This window comes from Deinococcus yavapaiensis KR-236 (genome assembly GCF_003217515.1).
Taxonomy (GTDB): Bacteria; Deinococcota; Deinococci; order Deinococcales; family Deinococcaceae; genus Deinococcus_A; species Deinococcus_A yavapaiensis.
In genome coordinates this window covers 32560-50850 of sequence record NZ_QJSX01000003.1, presented here as the reverse complement: position 1 = coordinate 50850, position 18291 = coordinate 32560, and the positions used below count along the sequence as shown (strand labels likewise).

Here is an 18291-nt window from a genome sequence, read left to right as displayed (position 1 = left end):
GTCACTTCACGCGCTCAGCCGCGTTCATCGCGAGATCCTCGAGGGTGAGGCGTGCCGGAGAAGGCGCAAGAACATGCAGGGCGCCCACCGCCGTGCGCGAGCGAGACAAGATCTCTTCGCGCGTCCGCTCGAACGCGCCACTTTGAACGGCGAGGTCACGAACGCGCTCGACGTCTCCTTCCTGGCCCGCTCGGCGCTCCAGGATGTCGCGCACTTCCCGCGCGTGCTGCGACTCGAGCAAGTGCAGAATCGGAAGCGTCGCCTTGCCCTCGCGCAAGTCTCCTCCGATCGGCTTGCCGAGCGTTCCCACGTCCGACGCCAAATCCAAGAGGTCGTCTTGCATCTGGAACGCCAAGCCGAACTCCAAGCCGTACGTCGAAAGCGCCGCGAGCTCCTCGGGCGGCGCGTCGACGAGCAGCGCGGGCGCCCGCGCCGCCGTGCGCAGCAGCGCCGCCGTCTTGCCCGTGATGATGTCGAGGTAGTTCTCGTACGAGTAATCTCCGTACGCCGCCACTTGGAACTGCAACACCTCGCCTTCGCATACCAAGGACGCCGTCTCGCCGAATTCGCGCGTCAGCGTCGAGGGCATGCCTGCCAGCAACGACAGCAGTCGAGACAGCATGAAGTCGCCCGACATCACGCTCACCACGTTGCCGTAGCGACGATATGCCGCCGCCTTGCCGCGCCGCGTGTCGGCGTCGTCGATGAGGTCGTCGTGCAGAAGCGACGCGCTGTGCAGCAACTCCACGGCGACGGCGAGGTCCGTCTCGCGTGCGTCGACGCGACCGAGCGCCCTCATCGCCAGGTACACCATGTGCGGACGGAAGCGCTTTCCACCTGCCGTCACGAGGTCGTCACCGATCAGCTCGATGAACTCCACGCGCGAACGCAGCACCTCGCGCAGCCGGGCCTCGAACGCATCCATGGGAGTCATGAGCAGTGATTTCACAAGCACAGTATAGAGGCTGTAGTACGGCACACACTTGTGAAAAAACCCGCGCTGGCACAAGCGCGGCGCGCTCACTGCCGATCGGGGACAATTATCCCCGATCGGCAGTGGGCCAGGGCGTGCGTTGTCTCAGACGAAGGCGGCCGCGTTCCGCTTCACCAAGTGAGGTCGGGCGTGGTGGTGGCGCGGTCAGGCGGAAGGTCGGTAAAAAGGGTGTACGTGAGGGTGTACGTGCCCGCCTCCAAGCGGCCCAGCAAAAGCGTGTCGCCGTCGGCGCGAGGCGTGAGCGATTGACCGCCCGGGCCGCCGAGACTCAGAGGACCGCGCACCGCGGGACTGGTGCCGCCGCTCGGCAGGGGATCGACCACGCGAAGGTTGTCGATCACGCCTTCCGTCGTGATCTGCAGCGTCACGGCGTATCCGCCGTCCACGGCGACGAGCGTCTTCGCGAGGCGAGCTCGCGCGCCGAGGGCGGCGCGCGTGACGTTGGCTCCCGTGGGATTGCGCACGCGGGCGTTTCCCTTGGCGCTCAGGGCCGTGCCTTCGAGAGTCGCCTCAGCTTCGTCGCTGCGGCACACCCGGGCGGGAACGCGCAGACGAAGCGGGGTGGCGGCGCTGAGGTCACCGCGCAAGTTGAGCGGGTAATCCGTTTCCCAACCGACCGGCAAGGTCATCACGACGCTGGCGGGCAAGCGGAAGGGGAACTCCGTGCGCGCGAGCGCCGTCAGCTGCGTGACGTCGCACGCCTCGACGACGTCCGGAGCGGTCAGCAAGGTGACGTCGGCCCGCACGGCGTACTCGATGGTGACGCGGCTGTTGCCGCTGTCCGTGACGCGCGTCGGTCGCGCGGCGACGTTGGAGCCCGGCAAGGGCGTGGGATTCACCGTGTAGTCACCCGGAGCCAAGGGCAGCGTGAAGGGCGCGTTCTGCACGCGTCCACCCACCTCGATGGGAACGCCCGTCAAGGGAACGCGGGACGTTCCGAACGTCGCGACGACGTCCACGCTCAGCGTGCCCGAGGGTTGCCGCGCGACGAAGCGGACGCGTCCCGCGGGGTCACGCAACCGCACCTCTGTGCTGGACGTGACGTCGCCGCGCCCTTCGAGGACGCTGCTGCTGACCGGCACGAAGCCTTCGGGAAGGCGCGGGCGAACGACGTTGTCGTTGCCGACGGAGTAGGACGCGCCGGGAATGGGGCGGCCTTGCGGATCGACCACGTCCACGATCAGCGAGCGCGTGAGCGGCACGCCCGCCGGAGGGCTGAAGGTCGGGATGCGGGCGAGGGCCGACTCGGTTCCCTGCCGCAAGCGCAAGGTGACGGCGTTGGAGTACTGCTTGGTGGCAGGTTGCACGAAGGCGTACACGACCCACTCGCCGACGAGTTCCGGCGTCACTTGGATGCTGTCCGTGGCGAGCGCGAGGTCGCCGGAAACCGAGAGGGCTCGCTTCGTTCCGTTGGGCAAGTTGAGCTCGAGTTTGAGCTCGCTCGCTCCATCCCCGTCGTAATTCGACAGTTGAACGGTGCGTCCGACCCAATCGGACGAAACGGTGAGGCGAGCGGCGAGCAAGGGCGTGCCCACGCCACGGGCGTTCACAGTGAAGTCCGACGCCTGCAAGGAAAAACCGGGCGCGGTCCGCAAGGCGAAGGCGTTCTTGCCGTTGCCTTTCGACGTCACGCTCAAGGTGTACGTTCCCGCCGGGAGAGCGGTGGCAACGAAGCTTTCCCAGGCGTGCTCGCGCGAGGTGCCGTACGTGCGCTGCAGTACGACGCCGTTGGGACCGCTGAGGGTGAAGGTCGTCTCGAAGGCGGCGCTGCGGTCGTAAAGTTCGTCGCCGTAATAGCCGGTCGTGGCGCGACCGTCGGCGTAGTCGGCGAGGTCGAGGGCGGGGCTGTAAACTTGCAAGTTCACGGGCGTGTTGGCCGCTTCGGGCGGCACGACGAGCGTGTACACTTCCTGCGGCTGATTCCAGCGAAGTCCGTCGCCGACGGACACGAGGGGAAGCTCTCCGCCCGCTTGCGCGAGTGCCAATCCGCAAGAGACGGCGAGGAAAGCGATGGAGGCGGTGGCAAGGCGACGCGCGAGCATCATGTTCATGATCGAGCTGAATTGTAGGTGAAGCGTCATGAGAACTCGCCTCAAGGATGTCACGGCCAAGGGCTCGGCTTTATGCTGCTTCTATGTTGCCTCGCGCCGTCGCCGAACTGCTTCCCCATCACTTGCGGGCGAACATCCTCGCCTTGTCCCGCTTCGCGCACGCTCCCGTGCTGCTACCCGTGAAAGCCAACGGGTACGGGCACGGTCTGCGCCTCGCGGTGGAGGCGACGCGCGACCTCGCGTGCGTGTGGGGATTCGCGGTCGCGACCCCGACGGAAGCCGTGGACGCCGTCGAGGCGTCCGGTGGCAAGCCCGTCGTGCTGCTCACGCCGTTCGCCGCCGAGGAAGGAGCGGAACTCGCCGCCCTCGGCGTGCGCCTCACGGTGAGTTCACTGCAAGACGCCGCCTCGCTGCCTGAAGGCGCCCGAGTGCACCTCAAGGTGAACACCGGCATGAACCGCCTCGGCGTGTGGTGGGAGGACGCGGCGGACGTCGTCGCGGCGCTCGCGGAGTCGGGACGCTTGGAAGGCGTGATGACGCACTTCTCACGCGCCGACGAGCCCGACCTCTCGCATGCCCGCGAGCAGCTGCGGCGCTTTCAAGCGGTCGTGGCGGACGTGCCGACCGGCGTACTAAGGCACGCGAGCAACTCGGGCGCCTTGCTGAGCTTCGGACCGAGCGCGGCTTTCGACCTCGTGCGGCCCGGCATCGCGTCCTACGGCTTTCCGGCAGAGACGCACCTGAGCAACGTCGTGCCTCTGCGTCCCGCGTTGCGCGTTCGGGCGCGCGTGACGCACGTTCAGACCGTTCGGGCGGGCGAAGAGGTGAGCTACGGCGGGTTGTGGCGAGCGCCGCGCGAAACTCGGGTCGCCACCGTCGGCATGGGGTACGCGGACGGCTTGCCGAGGCGCGCTTCCCTGAAAGCGCGCGTGATCGTTCGCGGGGAGCCACGAACGGTTCTGGGACGTATTTGCATGGATCAGTGCATGGTGGACGTGGACGGCCTCGACGTACGGCCGGGCGAGTGGGTGGAGGTTTTCGGAAGCGACCTCCTCACCGCCGAGGCGTGGGCGGAGGCGGCGGGCACGAACGTGTACGAGGTGTTGACGCGCCTCGGGGAGCGCGTGCGCCGCGAGGTGGCTCCTTTGCCTGTACGCCCCTGATTTTCAGTGCGTAGCTCGGGCGGGCACCTCGCCGCGCGTCCACGCGGCGTAGCGTTCCAGCTTCTCCCACGCGGCCCCGCTCGACAAGACGTCGAGCGCCAACGTCACGCCGCCGCGCAAGTCGCTGGCCTTGCCCGCCAAGTACAATCCCGCGCCCGCGTTCAAAGCGACGACGTCGCGTTGGGCGGGCGTGCCGTGCCCTTGCAAGATCGCCTTCGTGATTCGGGCGTTCTCGTCGGGACCGTTTCCAGCGAGCAAAGCGGCGTCGTGCTGCGGAAGGCCCACGTCCTCGGGGTGCAGCAGAAAGTCGCGGACGACGCCGCCACGCAATTCGGACACCGTCGTGGGCCCGCACACGGTGAGCTCGTCGAGCCCCGCGCCGTGCACGACCATCGCGCCCGACGTGCCGAGCAAAGCGAGCACCTCGGCGAGCTTGCGCGTGAGACTCGGCGAAAAGACCCCCACGACTTGATGCGTGGCGCCTGCGGGATTGGTGATCGGTCCGAGGACGTTGAACACCGTGCGCGTCGCGAGTTCCGCGCGTACGGGCGCCGCGAAGCGCATGGCGGGGTGGTAGTTGCGCGCGAACATGAAGCCGATGCCGAGCTCGTTCACGGCGGACGCGATGACCTCGGGCGTCGCCTCAATGTTCACGCCGAGCGCCTCCAGGAGGTCGGCGCTGCCCGCCCGCGAGGACGCGGCGCGGTTTCCGTGCTTGGCGACGCGCACGCCGCCCGCCGAGACGACGAAGGCGGCGGTCGTGGAGATGTTGAAGGTATGGGCGCCGTCACCGCCCGTTCCGCAGGTGTCGAGCAGGACGCCGCCGCGCCGAACGGGAAGCTTCACGGCGAATTCGCGCATGGCGGTCGCGAAGCCTGCAATCTCCTCGGGCGTCTCTCCGCGCACGCGCAAGGCGGCCAGGGCGGCCGAGAGACGCACGGACGTCACCTCGCCCGCCATGACGGACCGCATGAAATCCGCCGCCTCGCTTTGCGAGAGGGTGTCGCCGTTCATCAACTTGCCGAGGATCGTCAAGATACCGCTCCTTGCGCCGTGGTCTTCGAGGGGGAAAATGGTGCGAGAACGAGTTCTTGGTGTGATATCACACGGGCGCGGCCTTGGGAAGCAACGCCCGTTCGGTCGTGAGGCGCAGGAAGTTCGAGAGCAGATCCATGCCCGCCTCGCTCGCGACGCTCTCGGGGTGAAACTGCACGCCGAAGGTCGGGAAGTCGCGGTGCCTCAGCGCCATGAGGGTGCGTGACCCGTCCGCCTCGGTCGCCCACGCCGTCGGCACGAGGACGTTCGGAAGATCCTCGACGACGAGGCTGTGGTAGCGCGTGACGCGAAGGTCGTTCGAAAGGTTCGCGAAGACGCCCGAGCCGTCGTGCTCGATGACGCTCGTCTTGCCGTGCATCGGCGTGCGGGCCCGAACCACGCGCGCTCCGAAGGCTTGACCCATGCTTTGGTGTCCGAGGCACACGCCGAGCATGGGAACGTCGGGCGCGAAGGCCTCGATCACGGCGATAGAGCGGCCCGCCTCCGTGGGCGTGCAAGGCCCGGGCGAGATCACGATGCCGTCGGGCGCGAGCCGCGCCACGTCGGCGAGTTCGAAGGCGTCGTTGCGCCATACCGTGAGGTCCGCGCCGAGCTCACCGAGGTACTGCACGAGGTTGTACGTGAACGAGTCGTAGTTGTCGACGACGAGGATCCGGGTCATGACGTCCACCTTTCAAAGCCCTTCGCAGGCGAGTTCGACGGCTTTGATGAGGGCGGCCGCCTTGTTCTTCGTTTCCTGGTACTCGCTGTCCGGATCGGAATCCGCGACGATGCCCGCGCCCGCTTGGATGTGGACGTGTCCGTTCGTGATCACCATCGTACGCAGCGTGAGGGCCATGTCGAGCGCGCCCGTGAAAGAGATGTAGCCGAAGGCGCCGCCGTAAGGACCGCGCCGCGTCGGCTCGACTTCCTCGATGATCTCCATCGCGCGGATCTTCGGCGCGCCCGACACGGTGCCCATCGGCAGAACGCTCGCCAAAGCGTGCAACGGCGTCTTGCCGGAAGCGAGCGTCGCCTTCACGGTCGAGACGAGGTGCATGACGTGGCTGTACCGCTCGACGCTGAAGGCGTTCTCGACACGAACCGAGCCGTACTTCGCGACCCGCCCGAGGTCGTTGCGTCCCAAGTCGACGAGCATGAGGTGCTCGGCGCGTTCCTTCTCGTCGTTGAGCAGTTCGTCGGCGAGCGCGTCGTCCTGCGACGCGCTCGCGCCGCGCCGTCTCGTTCCGGCGATGGGTTTCGTGACGATCTCCGCGCCGTCGGATTTCAAGAGGCTCTCGGGGCTGCTCGCCACGAGAGTGACGTCTCCGAAGTCCAGGAAGCCGAGGTACGGGCTGGGGTTGAGCGAGCGAAGCGCGCGGTACAAGGCGAAGGGGTGCGCCGTGAGCTTGGCGGTGAAACGTTGGCTCGGCACGACTTGGAAGACGTCGCCCGCGCGGATGTACTCCAAGCACGTCTCGACCGCCGCCGAGAAGCTCTCGGGCGTGAAGTTGCTCGTGAAGATCGGCTTCGAGGTGGGACGGTCGCCCGGCACGCCGGGCAGCGGGCCGCGCAATTCGCGCGAAAGGCGCTCCACGACCTTGTCGGCTCGTTCGGGGTCCTCGTCGACGGCCACGACGAACAGGCGGTGCGCGAGGTGGTCGAAGATCACGAGTCCCTCGGGCGCGACGAACAAGGCGTCGGGAAGGTTCAACTCGTCGGGGTTGAGGCTCGGAAGGTCTTCGTACGAGCGAATGAGGTCGTACGCCGTGAACCCGACGGCGCCGCCCACGAAGGCGGGCAGACCGGCCGGAACGTCCACGGGCCGCACGATTCGGTCGTACAGGGCGGCGAGCGGATCACCGCTGTCGAACGCGCCTTCCCCGAAGGAGCCCGAAAGGGTCACGCGTCCACCTCGGTACTCGAAGCGGCCTCTCTCCCCTACCCCGATGAACGAGTAGCGCCCGAGCTTCTCGCCCGCCTCGACGCTTTCGAGCAGGAAGGATGGAGATCGCGCGACTTTCAGGTAGGCGCTCACGGGCGTGTCGAGGTCCGCGAAGAGTTCTCGCACGCGAACAGTCGGTTTCGTCAAGGTCGTCATGGATCCTCCGGGGAAACGAGAAAGCGCCCAGGCCTCTCGGCCTGGGCTGCGAAAATACGACGCGGCGATCCCAGGCTTAGCTGGGCCACCACCACGTCGCGATGAAGCGCATGAATTCAAGATAGGCGGGCGGCGAATGAGGAGCAAGACGACTTGTCTAGGAAGCTGTCGAGCCGTCGTGACCGTCCGGCGTCCTGCACGCTTCTTGCGCTCCTTCGATCGCTGATAGCTTGACGTCATGAAACGCTGCTCGGTCGCCTTGCCGTTCTCGGACGGTCGCGTGTTGCTTGGCCTCAAGAAGACGGGGTTCGGCGCGGGAAAGCTCGTGGACGTCGGGGGAAAGATCGAAGTCGGCGAGACGCCGAGGGAAGCCGCCATTCGGGAACTGTTCGAGGAGACGGGTCTGCGCGCCTTGGAGTTGCGCGACGCGGGCGTCGTCATGCACGAGTTCGCGGGGCGGCCGTCGTGGAGTTTGTGGGTGCACGTGTTCGTCGTGACGCGCTGGGAAGGCGAGGCGACCGAAAGCGACGAGGTCACGCCCGAATGGCACGCCGTGGACGCCTTGCCCTACGATCGGATGTGGGCGGACGCTCCTCACTGGGTGCCAAGCGTGCTGCGCGGCGAGACGGCGGCGCTCCACTTTCAATTCGGTGAAGACGGAGAGAGCCTTCAAAGCGTGCGGGCGCTTAAACTCGACTCGTGAGCCAACTCTTCTCGCCCCTTGCCCTGCGTTCCCTCACGTTGCAAAACCGCCTCGTGGTGTCGCCGATGTGCATGTACTCGTCACGCGACGGCTTCGCGAACAACTTCCATCTCGTGCACCTCGGCCAGTTCGCGCTCGGCCGAGCAGGCTTGATCTTCACGGAGGCGACGGCCGTGAATCCCGAGGGGCGCATCTCGCCCGACGACCTCGGCTTGTGGAAGGACGAGCACGTCACGAACATCGCCGAGATCTGCGATTTCGTGCATCAATTCGACGGATTGATCGGCGTGCAGCTCGCCCACGCGGGTCGCAAGGCCAGCACCGCTTCTCCGTTCAAAGGGCGGGGCGGCGTGCCCGACGAAGCGGGCGGTTGGCAGCCTCTCGGCCCGTCCGACGAGCCGTACCACGGCACGTACCGAACGCCGTGCGCGATGACCCGCAACGACATCTCGGACGTCATCGACGACTTTCGGGCGGCGACGAAGCGCGCGATCTTGGCGGGATTCGACGTCGTGGAAGTTCACGCGGCGCACGGTTATCTGCTGCACGAGTTCCTGTCGCCCTTGTCGAACACGCGCGAGGACGAGTACGGCGGCTCGTTCGAGAACCGAACGCGGCTGCTTTTGGAAGTGACGAGGGCCGTTCGAAGCGCGTGGCCCGACCACCTGCCGCTCTTCGTACGGCTCTCGGCGTCCGATTGGGTGGAAGGCGGGTGGGACGTCGAGGAGACGGTCGCCGTGAGCCAGTTGCTGCGAGACGAGGGCGTCGACGTCGTGGACGTCTCCTCGGGCGGCCTTTCGCCTCTGCAGAACATCCACGTCGCCGCCGGGTATCAAGTTCCGTTCGCGGCGCGCGTCAAGGCGGAAGCGAACGTGGCGACGATGGCCGTGGGACTCCTGACGGACCCCGCGCAGTGCGAGGAAGTGCTCACGTCCGGCGCGGCGGACCTCGTGGCGGTCGCACGGGAATTCTTGCGAGATCCACACTTTCCCCTGCGGGCCGCTCGAATGCTCGGGGACGACCTTTCCTGGCCGTTGCAGTACGACCGCGCGAAGTGACGATGAGAAGGATCAAGCGAGTGTGAAATAGGTCGCGCAAAAACCTCATGACTGGGAAGTTTCATGCAGCGTCATTCAATCTTGAAGCTTTATGCTTTTCACATGACGGTCGTTTTTCTGGTACAACGTGACGGCGAGCCGGAGCGTGTCACGCACGACATCGAAGAAGCCGCGCAAGCCATGCGTCAAGGCAACCGCGTGACGTTTCGCGTGCCGGGCAACGGCACTTTGTCGAACGCCCGCACGATCCTCACGCCCGCGTGGGTGACGTCACTGCGCGACCTGACGCGCCGTTCGCCCGCCTTCGTCGCGACCGCCGACGCCGTGTAACGCCCCGAGAAGAGGGCGGAGCGACACGCCGCTCCGCCCTCTTCTCGTCTTCAGAAGCTGTCGGCGCCGCCGACGCGAACCGCCTCGTAGTACGCGTACGCCGCCGAGTAGCACGCGGGGCGCGCGTACCAAGACTTCGCCGCGCAAATCGCGTTCATGTTGACGCGAAACACGTCGTCCGTCGTCTTGCGATTGGCTTCCGTCCGCTCGTACACCTTCAAGTTGCGGTAGCCGAAGTCGTGGACGTTGCACGCGGGCCGGAAGTCCTCGCGGTACCCGAGTCCGAGTCCGCTCGGCGCCGAACAACCGTCGCGCGTCCAGTCGAGGCCGGGATAGCGGACGTTCACGGCCGCTTGATTCGCGTACTGCGCGTCGTAATTGACGACCGTGCCCCACGCGACGCTCTTGATGTACGCGAGCCGATCCGACGCGAGGTCTCGCGCCCGCACTCGAGGTTGAGCGGGCAGCGTGGCCGTGACGCGCGCCCCGCCGTACGCCTGCTCGACGTTGGCGAGGAACTCGGGGTCGTGGCCGTACATCCTGATGAACGCCTGCGACGTCGCGTCCTCCAATTCGGGCTGAGCGGCGAGAAACGCCGCTCGCTCCGACGGCGTCGCGGACGCGATGGGCGACTGCCCGCAAGCGGCAAGAAGGGACGCGAGCCCAAGGGCGGACATCAAGAGACGCTTGTGCATGAACACACCTCAATTTCAAAGTCGAGCGACTCCCGCAGTCTACAGGGCGCCTCCTCAGAACATCATTCAAACCTTAAGAATTTCTTAACTACATGACAAGCGGTCCAGTCTCCTCGAAGTCGCTGTTCTTGAGGCACGCTCTTTTGATCTGGCGGCGCTCGAACGCCCATGGACCGCCCCGACCATTCGATCTCCGTCCTCGCCCCTGACTCCTGGCCTGCCAACGCCTTAAGTGTGCGAATCGGGCGTGCCCGATTCGCACCCGTGAGAGTACGTCCACGTTGAATGGGATGCCGACCTTCTCGAACAGCCGATCTCGCGCGGCGAGCCCCGCCGTCCGTCCTCGTTACTTGCCGCCGATGCCGATACCGATGCCGATTCCCACGCCAATACCGACGCTCACCCCGCCCCCCGCACTGCCGGTCGCCGGAGGGCCGCTCGGTTCACTCGCCGCAGGTGCAGTCGCGTCGCTACTGCCTTGCACTTGCACACCCTGACTCAAGTTCACGAGAACGCTCAAGAGGGGGGTCGCGCCATCCGTTCCTCGGACGTCGAGGCGTTCCACGTTCAAGCGGCCGTCGGCAGCGAACGCGACGCCCGACGCGAGATCGTAACGAAGCCGCTGGCCGCTCTCGAGAAGCACGACGACCGCCGTCGCTTGCCGCAGGTCGGCGGAAGCTCGCACGTCGCCGTTCGCTTGGATCGAGCCGACGACTTGACCTGTGGCGTCGACGAACGAAACGAGCTTGCCGCGCAGTGCCTGCGCCACGTCCACGCTCGTTTGCACGCTCGCCCCCAGCTCGCTTTGGATGGCTTGACGCAAGGACGTTTGCACCCCGGCTCCTTGGACCAAGATGGTGTCGAGGCTGGCGCGGCTTTGCGCTTCGAGGCGCTGTGCGAGTTGGAAGGTCTTGCTCGCGCCGTTGGTGAACGTCACGCGAACTTGCGTCGCCGCGCTCACGGTGGTCGACGTGACGACACGTCCCGCTTGGTCGATCGTGCCGACGAGGTGGCCTTGGGCGTCGAGCAAAACGGCGGCGCTCAGTTCGGCGCGCGCTTGAGAAGTGACGGACGTGGTGTTCGAGACGCCACCCTGGGCGAAGGCGGAACCGAGAAGCAGCACGCCGATGATGCAAGTCGCCTTGAAGTTCATAATTATTTTCCTCCAGTTTGCCGCGTATATTGAGCGGTCAACAAAAAGTTAATCTCGCAAGCTTATTTGTTTATGACGTCTCGATATTTAAAACGCGAGCCAATTTTATATCGTGACTCGTTTCCGATCCGATGTGCTTCGACGATGTAAATGCCACGAGCAAAGCCCGGCCTCGCTTCACAAACGATGTACGCGGGGCGGACGTGATCGGATTGCAGCACGCGATCCTCAAAAAAAACACAAATGCCTTCGATAAAACCAAAAAAAGGGACCGGGTTCGCCCGGTCCCCATGCTCCCTTCGACGTCTCAAGCTTCGCGAAGCTTGTAGCGGCGTTCGAGTTCGCCCGCCAATTCGTCGAGCGGCGCGCCCTTGCGCTCGCCCTTGCCGCGCTCGCGCACGGAGAGTTGGCGCGCCTCCTGCTCCTTGTCGCCCACCACGAGGATCACGGGAATCTTGGCGAGTTCGGCGGTGCGGATCTTGGCGTTCATGCGATCGTTCCCGTCGTCCGTTTCGGCGCGCAGTCCTCTCGACTTCAACGCGCCTTCGACTTCACGCGCGTAATCGAGGTGACGGTCGGCGATGGGCACCACGACGACTTGACGCGGCGCGAGCCAGAACGGAAAGTCTCCGGCGGTGTTCTCGATCAGGAAGGCGGTCATGCGCTCCATGGTCGAAATGACACCACGGTGAATCATGATGGGGCGTTGACGCGAGCCGTCCTCGGCGACGTACTCGAGGTCGAACTTCTGCGGCAGCAGGAAGTCGAGCTGCACGGTCGAGATCGTCTCGTCCTTGCCGAGAGCGCTGCGCACCTGCACGTCGAGCTTCGGACCGTAGAAGGCCGCGTCGCCGGGCGATTCGTAGTAGGCGAGGCCCATGTCGTCGAGCGCTTGACGCAGTTGGTTCTCGGCGCTTTCCCACATCGCGTCGTCGGGGTAGTACTTCTCCTTGTCGTTCGGGTCACGCAAGCTCAGGCGGTACAGGTACTGCTCGAAGCCGAGGACGTCGTACGCGCCGCGAATGAGGTCCACGACCCGCTTGAACTCCTCTTGCACTTGATCGGGACGGCAAAAGATGTGCGCGTCGTTGAGCGTCATGGCGCGCACGCGCGACAAACCCGTCAGTTGGCCGCTCTGCTCGAAGCGGTACATGGTGCCGAGCTCGGCGATCTTGATGGGCAGCTCACGGTATGAGTGCGGCTTGTGCGCGTAGATCTGGATGTGGTGCGGGCAGTTCATGGGCCGCAAGACGAGTTCTTCTTGGTCGATTTTCATGACCGGGAACATGTCGTCCTTGTAGTGATCCCAGTGCCCGCTGATTTTGTACAGCTCGCTCTTGGCCATCGCGGGGCTGTACACGTGCTGGTAGCCTTGCGCGAGTTCGAGGTCCACGATGAAGCGCTCGAGTTCGCGGCGAATCGTCGCTCCGTTGGGAAGCCACACGGGCAAGCCCGGCCCGATGACTTCCGAGGTGAAGAACAAGTCGAGGTCCTTGCCGATGCGGCGGTGATCGCGGCGCTTGGCTTCCTCCAAGAGGTGCAGGTACTCGTCGAGTTCCTTTTGGGTAGCGAAGGCGACGCCGTACACGCGTTGCAGCATGGGGTTCTTTTCCGAGCCGCGCCAGTACGCGCCGGAGGTGCTCATGAGCTTGAACGACTTCGGCAAGACGCCCGTGCGAGGCACGTGCGGCCCGCGGCACAAATCGGTGTAGTCTCCTTGGCTGTAGAGGGTGATGGGCGCGGAGTCGGGCAGTTCGGAGATCAATTCGACCTTGTAAGGATCGTACGAGAAGAACTTTAGGCCCTCTTCCCTACTGACTTCCCGCCGAGTCACGTCGAGGTTCGCGTCGAGGATGGCGGCCATGCGCCGCTCGATTTCGGGCAGGTCCTCTTCGCGCAGCGGCTCGGGAAGGTCGAAGTCCTGGTAGAAGCCGTTCTCGATGACGGGGCCGACGCCACGCTTGACGCTTTCGGGCGCGTGGCCTTTTTCCTTGTAGTACTGGCCGACCGCTTGGCTCATGACGTGGCCGAGGGTATGCCGCCAGACTTCCTCGGCGTCGTTCATGTTCTTTTTCGTGACGATGCCGATCTGCGCGCCTGAAGGCAGCGGGGTCATCAAGTCGTGCAGGATACCGTCGACGCGGGCGGCGATCGCGTCTTGGGCGAGGCGCGGACCGATGGAGCGCGCGACGTCCATCGCGGTCGCGTTGTCGGCGAGGTCGAGCTGTTTACCGTCGGGCAAGGTGACTTGCATAAGCTGAAGTATAGCCTCCGTTTCTTTTCGCTCCGCACGCGGAGCGGTCGAGCGTTCACGACACGGCAAAAGCCAGACGAACGGCACCATCGCCGCGTCTGGCTTCAGAACGTTCGCGTGACTTGCTCGAAAGCAGCGCCGAGCCTCACCAACGGTTGTCGGGGCATCAGGCGCTTCATGACAAGGAGTGTAGCGGCTGCGATCGGGAATGCCAATAGGCGAAATGGAGAAGAGGCGAGCCCCTCCACTGAGGCTCGCCTCTTCGTATCAACGGCTCTTACCGTCCGAAGAACCCGGTGAGGGTGGTCCTGGCGATGGTCGACCCGTCGAGGTTGAACCCGACGATGGCGGGCGCCGAGTTGGCAGGAATGTCGAGCGTGCGGTTCAGCGCGTACAGAGTGAAGACGTAGCGGTGCGGCGGATCGCCCACGGACGGGCACGGGCCAAGGTAGCCCACCGTACCCGCGTCTCCCGCGCCTTGACGAGTCCCGGCGGGCAGGGCCGTGCCTGAAGCGGCGCCCGCACCGAGCGACAAACTCGTGGCCGTCGCGGGAATGTTGTACACGATCCAGTGCCAAAAGCCACTGCCGGTGGGCGCGTCGGGGTCGTACATCGTCAAGGCGAAACTTTGCGTGCCTGCCGGAGCGCCGCTCCACGTCAAGGTAGGCGAGACGTTGCCGCCCGTGCATCCGAAGACGTTGGCGGATTGCTCGTTCGCGATGCGGCCGCCGTTCGCGAACTGCGGGCTACTGAGGGTCAACGTGCCCGCCGAGACCGTTCCGCCGGGTTGCGCCACGCTGAGGCGCGCGCCAGCAGGATTGCCGCCAAGGGTGAGCGTCGGGGCACAAGCGGACAGCAAGGCCGCGAGCGTGGCGGCGGGCAGGACACGGTGGGTGAGAGCGTTCGACATAAAGTTCCTCCCTTTCATCTCGTCCTCTTTCATCACGTGCCGAGGACGTGGTCGTCATGACCGACCGGTGGCTTGCTCGACGGCCCGAATCCGTGGCGGTCGTCCGTGATCACGCGGTATTCGGCCTGCAAAAGGGTGCTTCCTGGCGCTCCCAAGCGGTTCGTCGAGGGGGAAGCCGTGCATCGGGGCCGTGGGCGGTCCACGAACGTGGTCCAAGAAGTACACCTCGATGTCCTGCCCGTTCTCCCGGCCGACCTTGACGTACGACATGGCGCTCCTTCCGAGGCAAATGTCTTCGCTTCCCCCGGAGCGTATGAGGCGAAGACCCCAAGCACGTGAGGCGAGCGTACAGAGACCTTTCTCTCTTCGATACTCTCTTCGGCGAGCATCACGATTTTCCTTCTCGGAGCGCTTGTGCCCAGATCGAGAAACGTGCGGTAACGTACGTCATGACCATTCCGGAACTCATCGAAAAGAAGCGGAACGGCGGTGAGCACTCGCGCGAAGAATTGAACGCGCTTGTCGGCGGGTTCGCTCGCGCGCAAGTGCCCGATTACCAAGTGGCGGCCTGGCTGATGGCGGTCTTCTTGCGCGGCATGACGCCCAGGGAAACGACGGACCTCACGCTCGTCATGGCCGAAAGCGGCGACGTGCTGGACCTCGCGGGGCTCCGCGACACCGTGGACAAGCACTCGACGGGCGGCGTGGGCGACAAGACGAGCCTCGTCCTCGCGCCGATGCTCGCCGCCCTGAACCTCACCGTCGCGAAGATGAGCGGACGTGGCCTCGCGCACACGGGCGGCACGATCGACAAGCTCGAAAGCATCCCCGGCTGGCGCGATCAGCTCAGCGACGAGGAATTTCTGAGTCAGGCGCGCGAAGTGGGCATCGCGCTCGTCGGGCAAAGCAAGAATCTCGCGCCCGCCGACGGGCTGCTGTACGCGCTGCGCGACGTCACGGCGACGGTGGAGAGCGTGCCCCTCATCGCGTCGAGCATCATGAGCAAGAAGATCGCGGCGGGCGCCAAGACGATCGTGCTCGACGTGAAGGTCGGCGCGGGCGCGTTCATGAAGACGCCCGAGGACGCCGAGAAGCTCGCGCAGGCGATGGTGGAGATCGGAACGCTGGCGGGCCGAAACGTCCGCGCCCTGCTGACCGACATGAGCGCGCCGCTCGGCCACATGGCGGGCAACAGCCTCGAGGTGATCGAGGCGATTTGGACGCTGCGCGGCGAGGGGCCACGCGACCTGCTCGATCTGTGCCTCGCGCTCGCGGAAGAAGCGCTCGTCGCGCACGGCGAGACTCCGCGTCGAGCCGAGGAGCGGGCGCGGAACGTGATTCGCGACGGATCGGCGCTCGCGAAGTTGCGGGCGTTCGTGGCGGCGCAAGGCGGTGACGCCAGCTACATCGACGATCCCTCGAAGTTCGACGTGGCGCCCGGACGCGCCGAGGTGACGGCCGAGTCGAGCGGCTTTTTGAGCGAGGTGGACGCCCTTGCCGTGGGACGCGCGGTTCTCGCGCTCGGAGGCGGACGCGAGCGCAAGGACGAGGCGATCGATCACGGCGTCGGCGTGGAAGTGCTGCACAAGCCGGGCGACGAGGTCGAGGCCGGTGAGGTCATCGCGCGCGTCTACCACCGCGAGCGCGGCGTGGAGCGCGCCTTGACGCTCCTGCGAGAAGGGCTCGGGGTGGCGAACGAGCCGCCGAGCGTGCCGCCGCTCGTCCTGAAGCGCGTCGGCGCTTGAACCCGGTTCAATCCCACGTGATCGAGACGGCTAGAATGCCGAGATGAAGTGAAGCGGTCGTTCGTTCGAGTCGCTCGACGAATCGTTCGGCGCGACGACCGCTCACAAAGGAGACACCGCTTTGGCCCTCGACAAGTTCTTTCGACGGAAGAAACCCGTGCAGGCCGCCGAGAACGACGTCCCGGAGTTGTGGACGAAGTGCGGCGCGTGCAAGACGAACATCTACAACAAGGACTACGAGGCGAACGCCTTCGTGTGCCCGACGTGCGGCAACCACTCGCGGCTCGGCGCCGACGTGCGCGCGCGCGTCCTGCTCGACGAGGGCAGCTTCGTGCAGTTCAGCGGGCACGTGCGGCCCCTCGATCCCCTGAATTTCGTGGACACCGAGCCTTACACGGCTCGACTCGCCCGCGCGCAGCAGAAGACGGGACGTCCCGACGCGATTCTCACCGGGACGGGCCGCGTGGAAGGCATCTCGGTCGCCGTGGCCCTGATGGACTTCGAGTTCTCGGGCGGATCCATGGGCAGCGTCGTCGGCGAGGAAATCGCGCGAATCACCGAGCACGCCGCGCGTGAAGGACTGCCGTTGATCCTCGTCGCCGCGTCCGGCGGGGCGCGCATGCAAGAAAGCGCGCTGAGCCTCATGCAAATGGCGAAGACGACGGTCGCCCTCGAGCACCTCTCCGAGAAGGGCCTGCCCTACGTCTCGATTCTCACGGATCCGACGACAGGCGGCGTCACGGCGAGCTTCGCGACGATCGCGGACGTCATTCTGGCCGAGCCGGGCGCACTCATCGGCTTCGCGGGGCCACGTGTCATTCAACAGACGATTCGTCAAAGTCTGCCCGAAGGGTTTCAACGCTCGGAGTTCTTGTTGGAGCACGGCATGGTCGATCTCGTCGTGGATCGCCGCGAGCAACGCGCCCTTCTCGTGAAGCTGCTCGAAAGCTTCACGAGCGCCCGAACCGAGACGCCGAGTCCGGTCGCCGCCGGAGGCGCGTGATGGCCGACATCCGCCGCAATCTGGAACGTCAAATCGGCGACTTGGAAAAGCTCGCGCGGGAAACGGGCGAGAATTTCGAGACGGAACTCAAGGTCCTGCGCGACCGGCTGCTGCGCGTCGACCGCGAGCGCGAACCGGACTCGCCGCGCTGGGCGCGCGTGCAACTCGCGCGCACGCCCGGACGACCGACGGCGCTCGACTACGTCGAACGCCTCGTCACGAACTTCGTGGAGCTTCACGGCGACCGCACCTTCGGAGACGACACCGCGTTGATCGGCGGGCCCGCCAAGCTCGGCGAGCGGCACGTCATGCTGCTGCTGCAGCAAAAGGGACGCGACACGAAGGGGCGCGTGAAGCGCCGGTTCGGCATGAGCAACCCCGAGGGGTACCGCAAGGCGATTCGCCTCATGGACCTCGCCGACAAGTTCCGTCTGCCCGTCGTGGCCCTCATCGACACGCCGGGCGCCTACCCCGGCATCGACGCCGAGGAGCGCGGCCAAGCGTGGGCGATCGCTCAAAGCATTCAACGCATGGCGCGCCTCACGGTACCCGCCGTGTGCGCCGTCATCGGTGAAGGTGGATCGGGCGGCGCGCTCGCCATCGGCGTCGGGAACCGCGTCTTGATTCAGGAGAACGCGTGGTACAGCGTGATCTCGCCCGAGTCGTGCGCTGCGATCTTGTGGCGTGACTCCGCGCAAGCGCCGAAGGCGGCCGAAGCGCTTCAGCTCACGGCGCCCGATCTCCTGCGCCTCGGCATCGTCGACGAGGTCGTGCGCGAACCCGACGGCGGCGCCCACACGAACGCGGACGAGGCATCGAGGCTCCTTGGGGCGTCTCTGGAGCGCCACTTGAGCGAGTTGAGCGCCCTGAAGCCCGAAGAGCTGCGCGCCGGCCGTGCGCGGCGCTTTCGTGAACTTGGCGTGTTCGAGCTCGTCTAAGCAAGACTTCGTAGCACTTGCACGAATCGCGACCCCATGCTAACCTTCTTCTCGCTGTGAGCAACAGCGATATTCGGCAGTAGCTCAGCGGTAGAGCGTCCGACTGTTAATCGGATGGTCGTAGGTTCGATCCCTACCTGCCGAGCCAACAGAGAACC

Annotated in this window: 16 protein-coding genes and 1 tRNA gene; 8 read left to right on the top strand and 9 right to left on the bottom strand. The window is 65.7% G+C overall.

What is annotated here, in order from left to right; genetic code table 11:
- Position 1: 1 nt before the first annotated feature.
- Together DES52_RS04400 and DES52_RS04395 are read right to left on the bottom strand one after the other, a co-directional pair.
- The gene (locus DES52_RS04400) at positions 2–934 is read right to left on the bottom strand and encodes a polyprenyl synthetase family protein (protein ID WP_110885582.1); all 933 of its coding nucleotides are present in this window, start codon (positions 932–934) and stop codon (positions 2–4) included.
- Positions 935–1104: 170 nt separating this feature from the next.
- Entirely contained in the window at positions 1105–3045 is a 1941-nt protein-coding gene (locus DES52_RS04395; protein ID WP_245900698.1) for a phage tail protein, read from the bottom strand.
- 83 nt (positions 3046–3128) lie between these two features.
- Between DES52_RS04395 and alr the strand changes: the two genes are divergently transcribed.
- Positions 3129–4208: an alanine racemase gene (alr, locus tag DES52_RS04390; protein WP_110885581.1), complete on the top strand. Its 1080-nt coding sequence runs from the start codon at positions 3129–3131 to the stop codon at positions 4206–4208.
- 3 nt (positions 4209–4211) lie between these two features.
- On the opposite strand, the gene trpD is transcribed toward alr, so the two are convergent.
- From trpD to trpE, 3 genes are all read right to left on the bottom strand, one after another.
- Positions 4212–5243: an anthranilate phosphoribosyltransferase gene (gene trpD / locus DES52_RS04385; protein ID WP_281268557.1), complete on the bottom strand. Its 1032-nt coding sequence runs from the start codon at positions 5241–5243 to the stop codon at positions 4212–4214.
- 67 nt (positions 5244–5310) lie between these two features.
- Complete coding sequence (locus tag DES52_RS04380) at positions 5311–5925, bottom strand: anthranilate synthase component II (protein ID WP_110885825.1); 615 nt, start codon at positions 5923–5925, stop codon at positions 5311–5313.
- A 12-nt stretch (positions 5926–5937) separates the two neighbouring features.
- Positions 5938–7344 (bottom strand): anthranilate synthase component I, encoded by a 1407-nt coding sequence (trpE, locus tag DES52_RS04375; protein WP_110885580.1) that lies wholly within the window; start codon positions 7342–7344, stop codon positions 5938–5940.
- A 238-nt stretch (positions 7345–7582) separates the two neighbouring features.
- On the opposite strand from trpE, the gene DES52_RS04370 reads away from it, so the two are divergent.
- The 3 genes from DES52_RS04370 (at position 7583) to DES52_RS04360 (ending at position 9435) form a co-directional block, all read left to right on the top strand.
- A complete protein-coding gene (locus tag DES52_RS04370) occupies positions 7583–8047 on the top strand; it encodes an 8-oxo-dGTP diphosphatase (RefSeq protein WP_110885579.1) in 465 nt (154 codons plus the stop codon).
- Positions 8044–9105: an NADH:flavin oxidoreductase/NADH oxidase gene (locus tag DES52_RS04365; protein ID WP_110885578.1), complete on the top strand. Its 1062-nt coding sequence runs from the start codon at positions 8044–8046 to the stop codon at positions 9103–9105. Before DES52_RS04370 ends, DES52_RS04365 begins: the two co-directional genes overlap by 4 nt.
- A gap of 102 nt (positions 9106–9207) precedes the next feature.
- Entirely contained in the window at positions 9208–9435 is a 228-nt protein-coding gene (locus DES52_RS04360; protein ID WP_110885577.1) for a hypothetical protein, read from the top strand.
- 50 nt (positions 9436–9485) lie between these two features.
- Here DES52_RS04360 and DES52_RS04355 read toward each other — a convergent pair whose 3' ends face one another.
- The 4 genes from DES52_RS04355 to DES52_RS04340 form a co-directional block, all read right to left on the bottom strand.
- On the bottom strand, positions 9486–10130 hold the full coding sequence (locus DES52_RS04355) for a phospholipase A2 (RefSeq protein WP_110885824.1): 645 nt from the start codon (positions 10128–10130) through the stop codon (positions 9486–9488).
- A gap of 346 nt (positions 10131–10476) precedes the next feature.
- Entirely contained in the window at positions 10477–11283 is an 807-nt protein-coding gene (locus tag DES52_RS04350; protein ID WP_110885576.1) for a hypothetical protein, read from the bottom strand.
- A 307-nt stretch (positions 11284–11590) separates the two neighbouring features.
- The gene (gene thrS / locus DES52_RS04345; RefSeq protein ID WP_110885575.1) at positions 11591–13537 is read right to left on the bottom strand and encodes a threonine--tRNA ligase; all 1947 of its coding nucleotides are present in this window, start codon (positions 13535–13537) and stop codon (positions 11591–11593) included.
- Between the two features lie 277 nt (positions 13538–13814).
- Positions 13815–14447, bottom strand: coding sequence for a YbhB/YbcL family Raf kinase inhibitor-like protein (locus DES52_RS04340; RefSeq protein ID WP_211317860.1), 633 nt, complete (start codon positions 14445–14447; stop codon positions 13815–13817).
- A 449-nt stretch (positions 14448–14896) separates the two neighbouring features.
- On the opposite strand from DES52_RS04340, the gene DES52_RS04335 reads away from it, so the two are divergent.
- The 4 genes from DES52_RS04335 to DES52_RS04320 all read left to right on the top strand — a co-directional run bounded on the left by DES52_RS04335 (position 14897) and on the right by DES52_RS04320 (position 18281).
- Entirely contained in the window at positions 14897–16192 is a 1296-nt protein-coding gene (locus DES52_RS04335; protein WP_110885574.1) for a thymidine phosphorylase, read from the top strand.
- Positions 16193–16313: 121 nt separating this feature from the next.
- Positions 16314–17195 carry an acetyl-CoA carboxylase, carboxyltransferase subunit beta gene (gene accD / locus DES52_RS04330; RefSeq protein WP_110885573.1) on the top strand — a complete coding sequence of 294 codons (882 nt, stop codon included), beginning with the start codon at positions 16314–16316 and terminating at the stop codon, positions 17193–17195.
- Positions 17195–18133: an acetyl-CoA carboxylase carboxyltransferase subunit alpha gene (locus DES52_RS04325; protein ID WP_110885572.1), complete on the top strand. Its 939-nt coding sequence runs from the start codon at positions 17195–17197 to the stop codon at positions 18131–18133. The genes accD and DES52_RS04325 overlap by 1 nt, the downstream gene beginning before the upstream one ends.
- 73 nt (positions 18134–18206) lie before the next feature.
- A tRNA-Asn gene (locus DES52_RS04320) sits at positions 18207–18281 on the top strand.
- Positions 18282–18291: the final 10 nt, after the last annotated feature.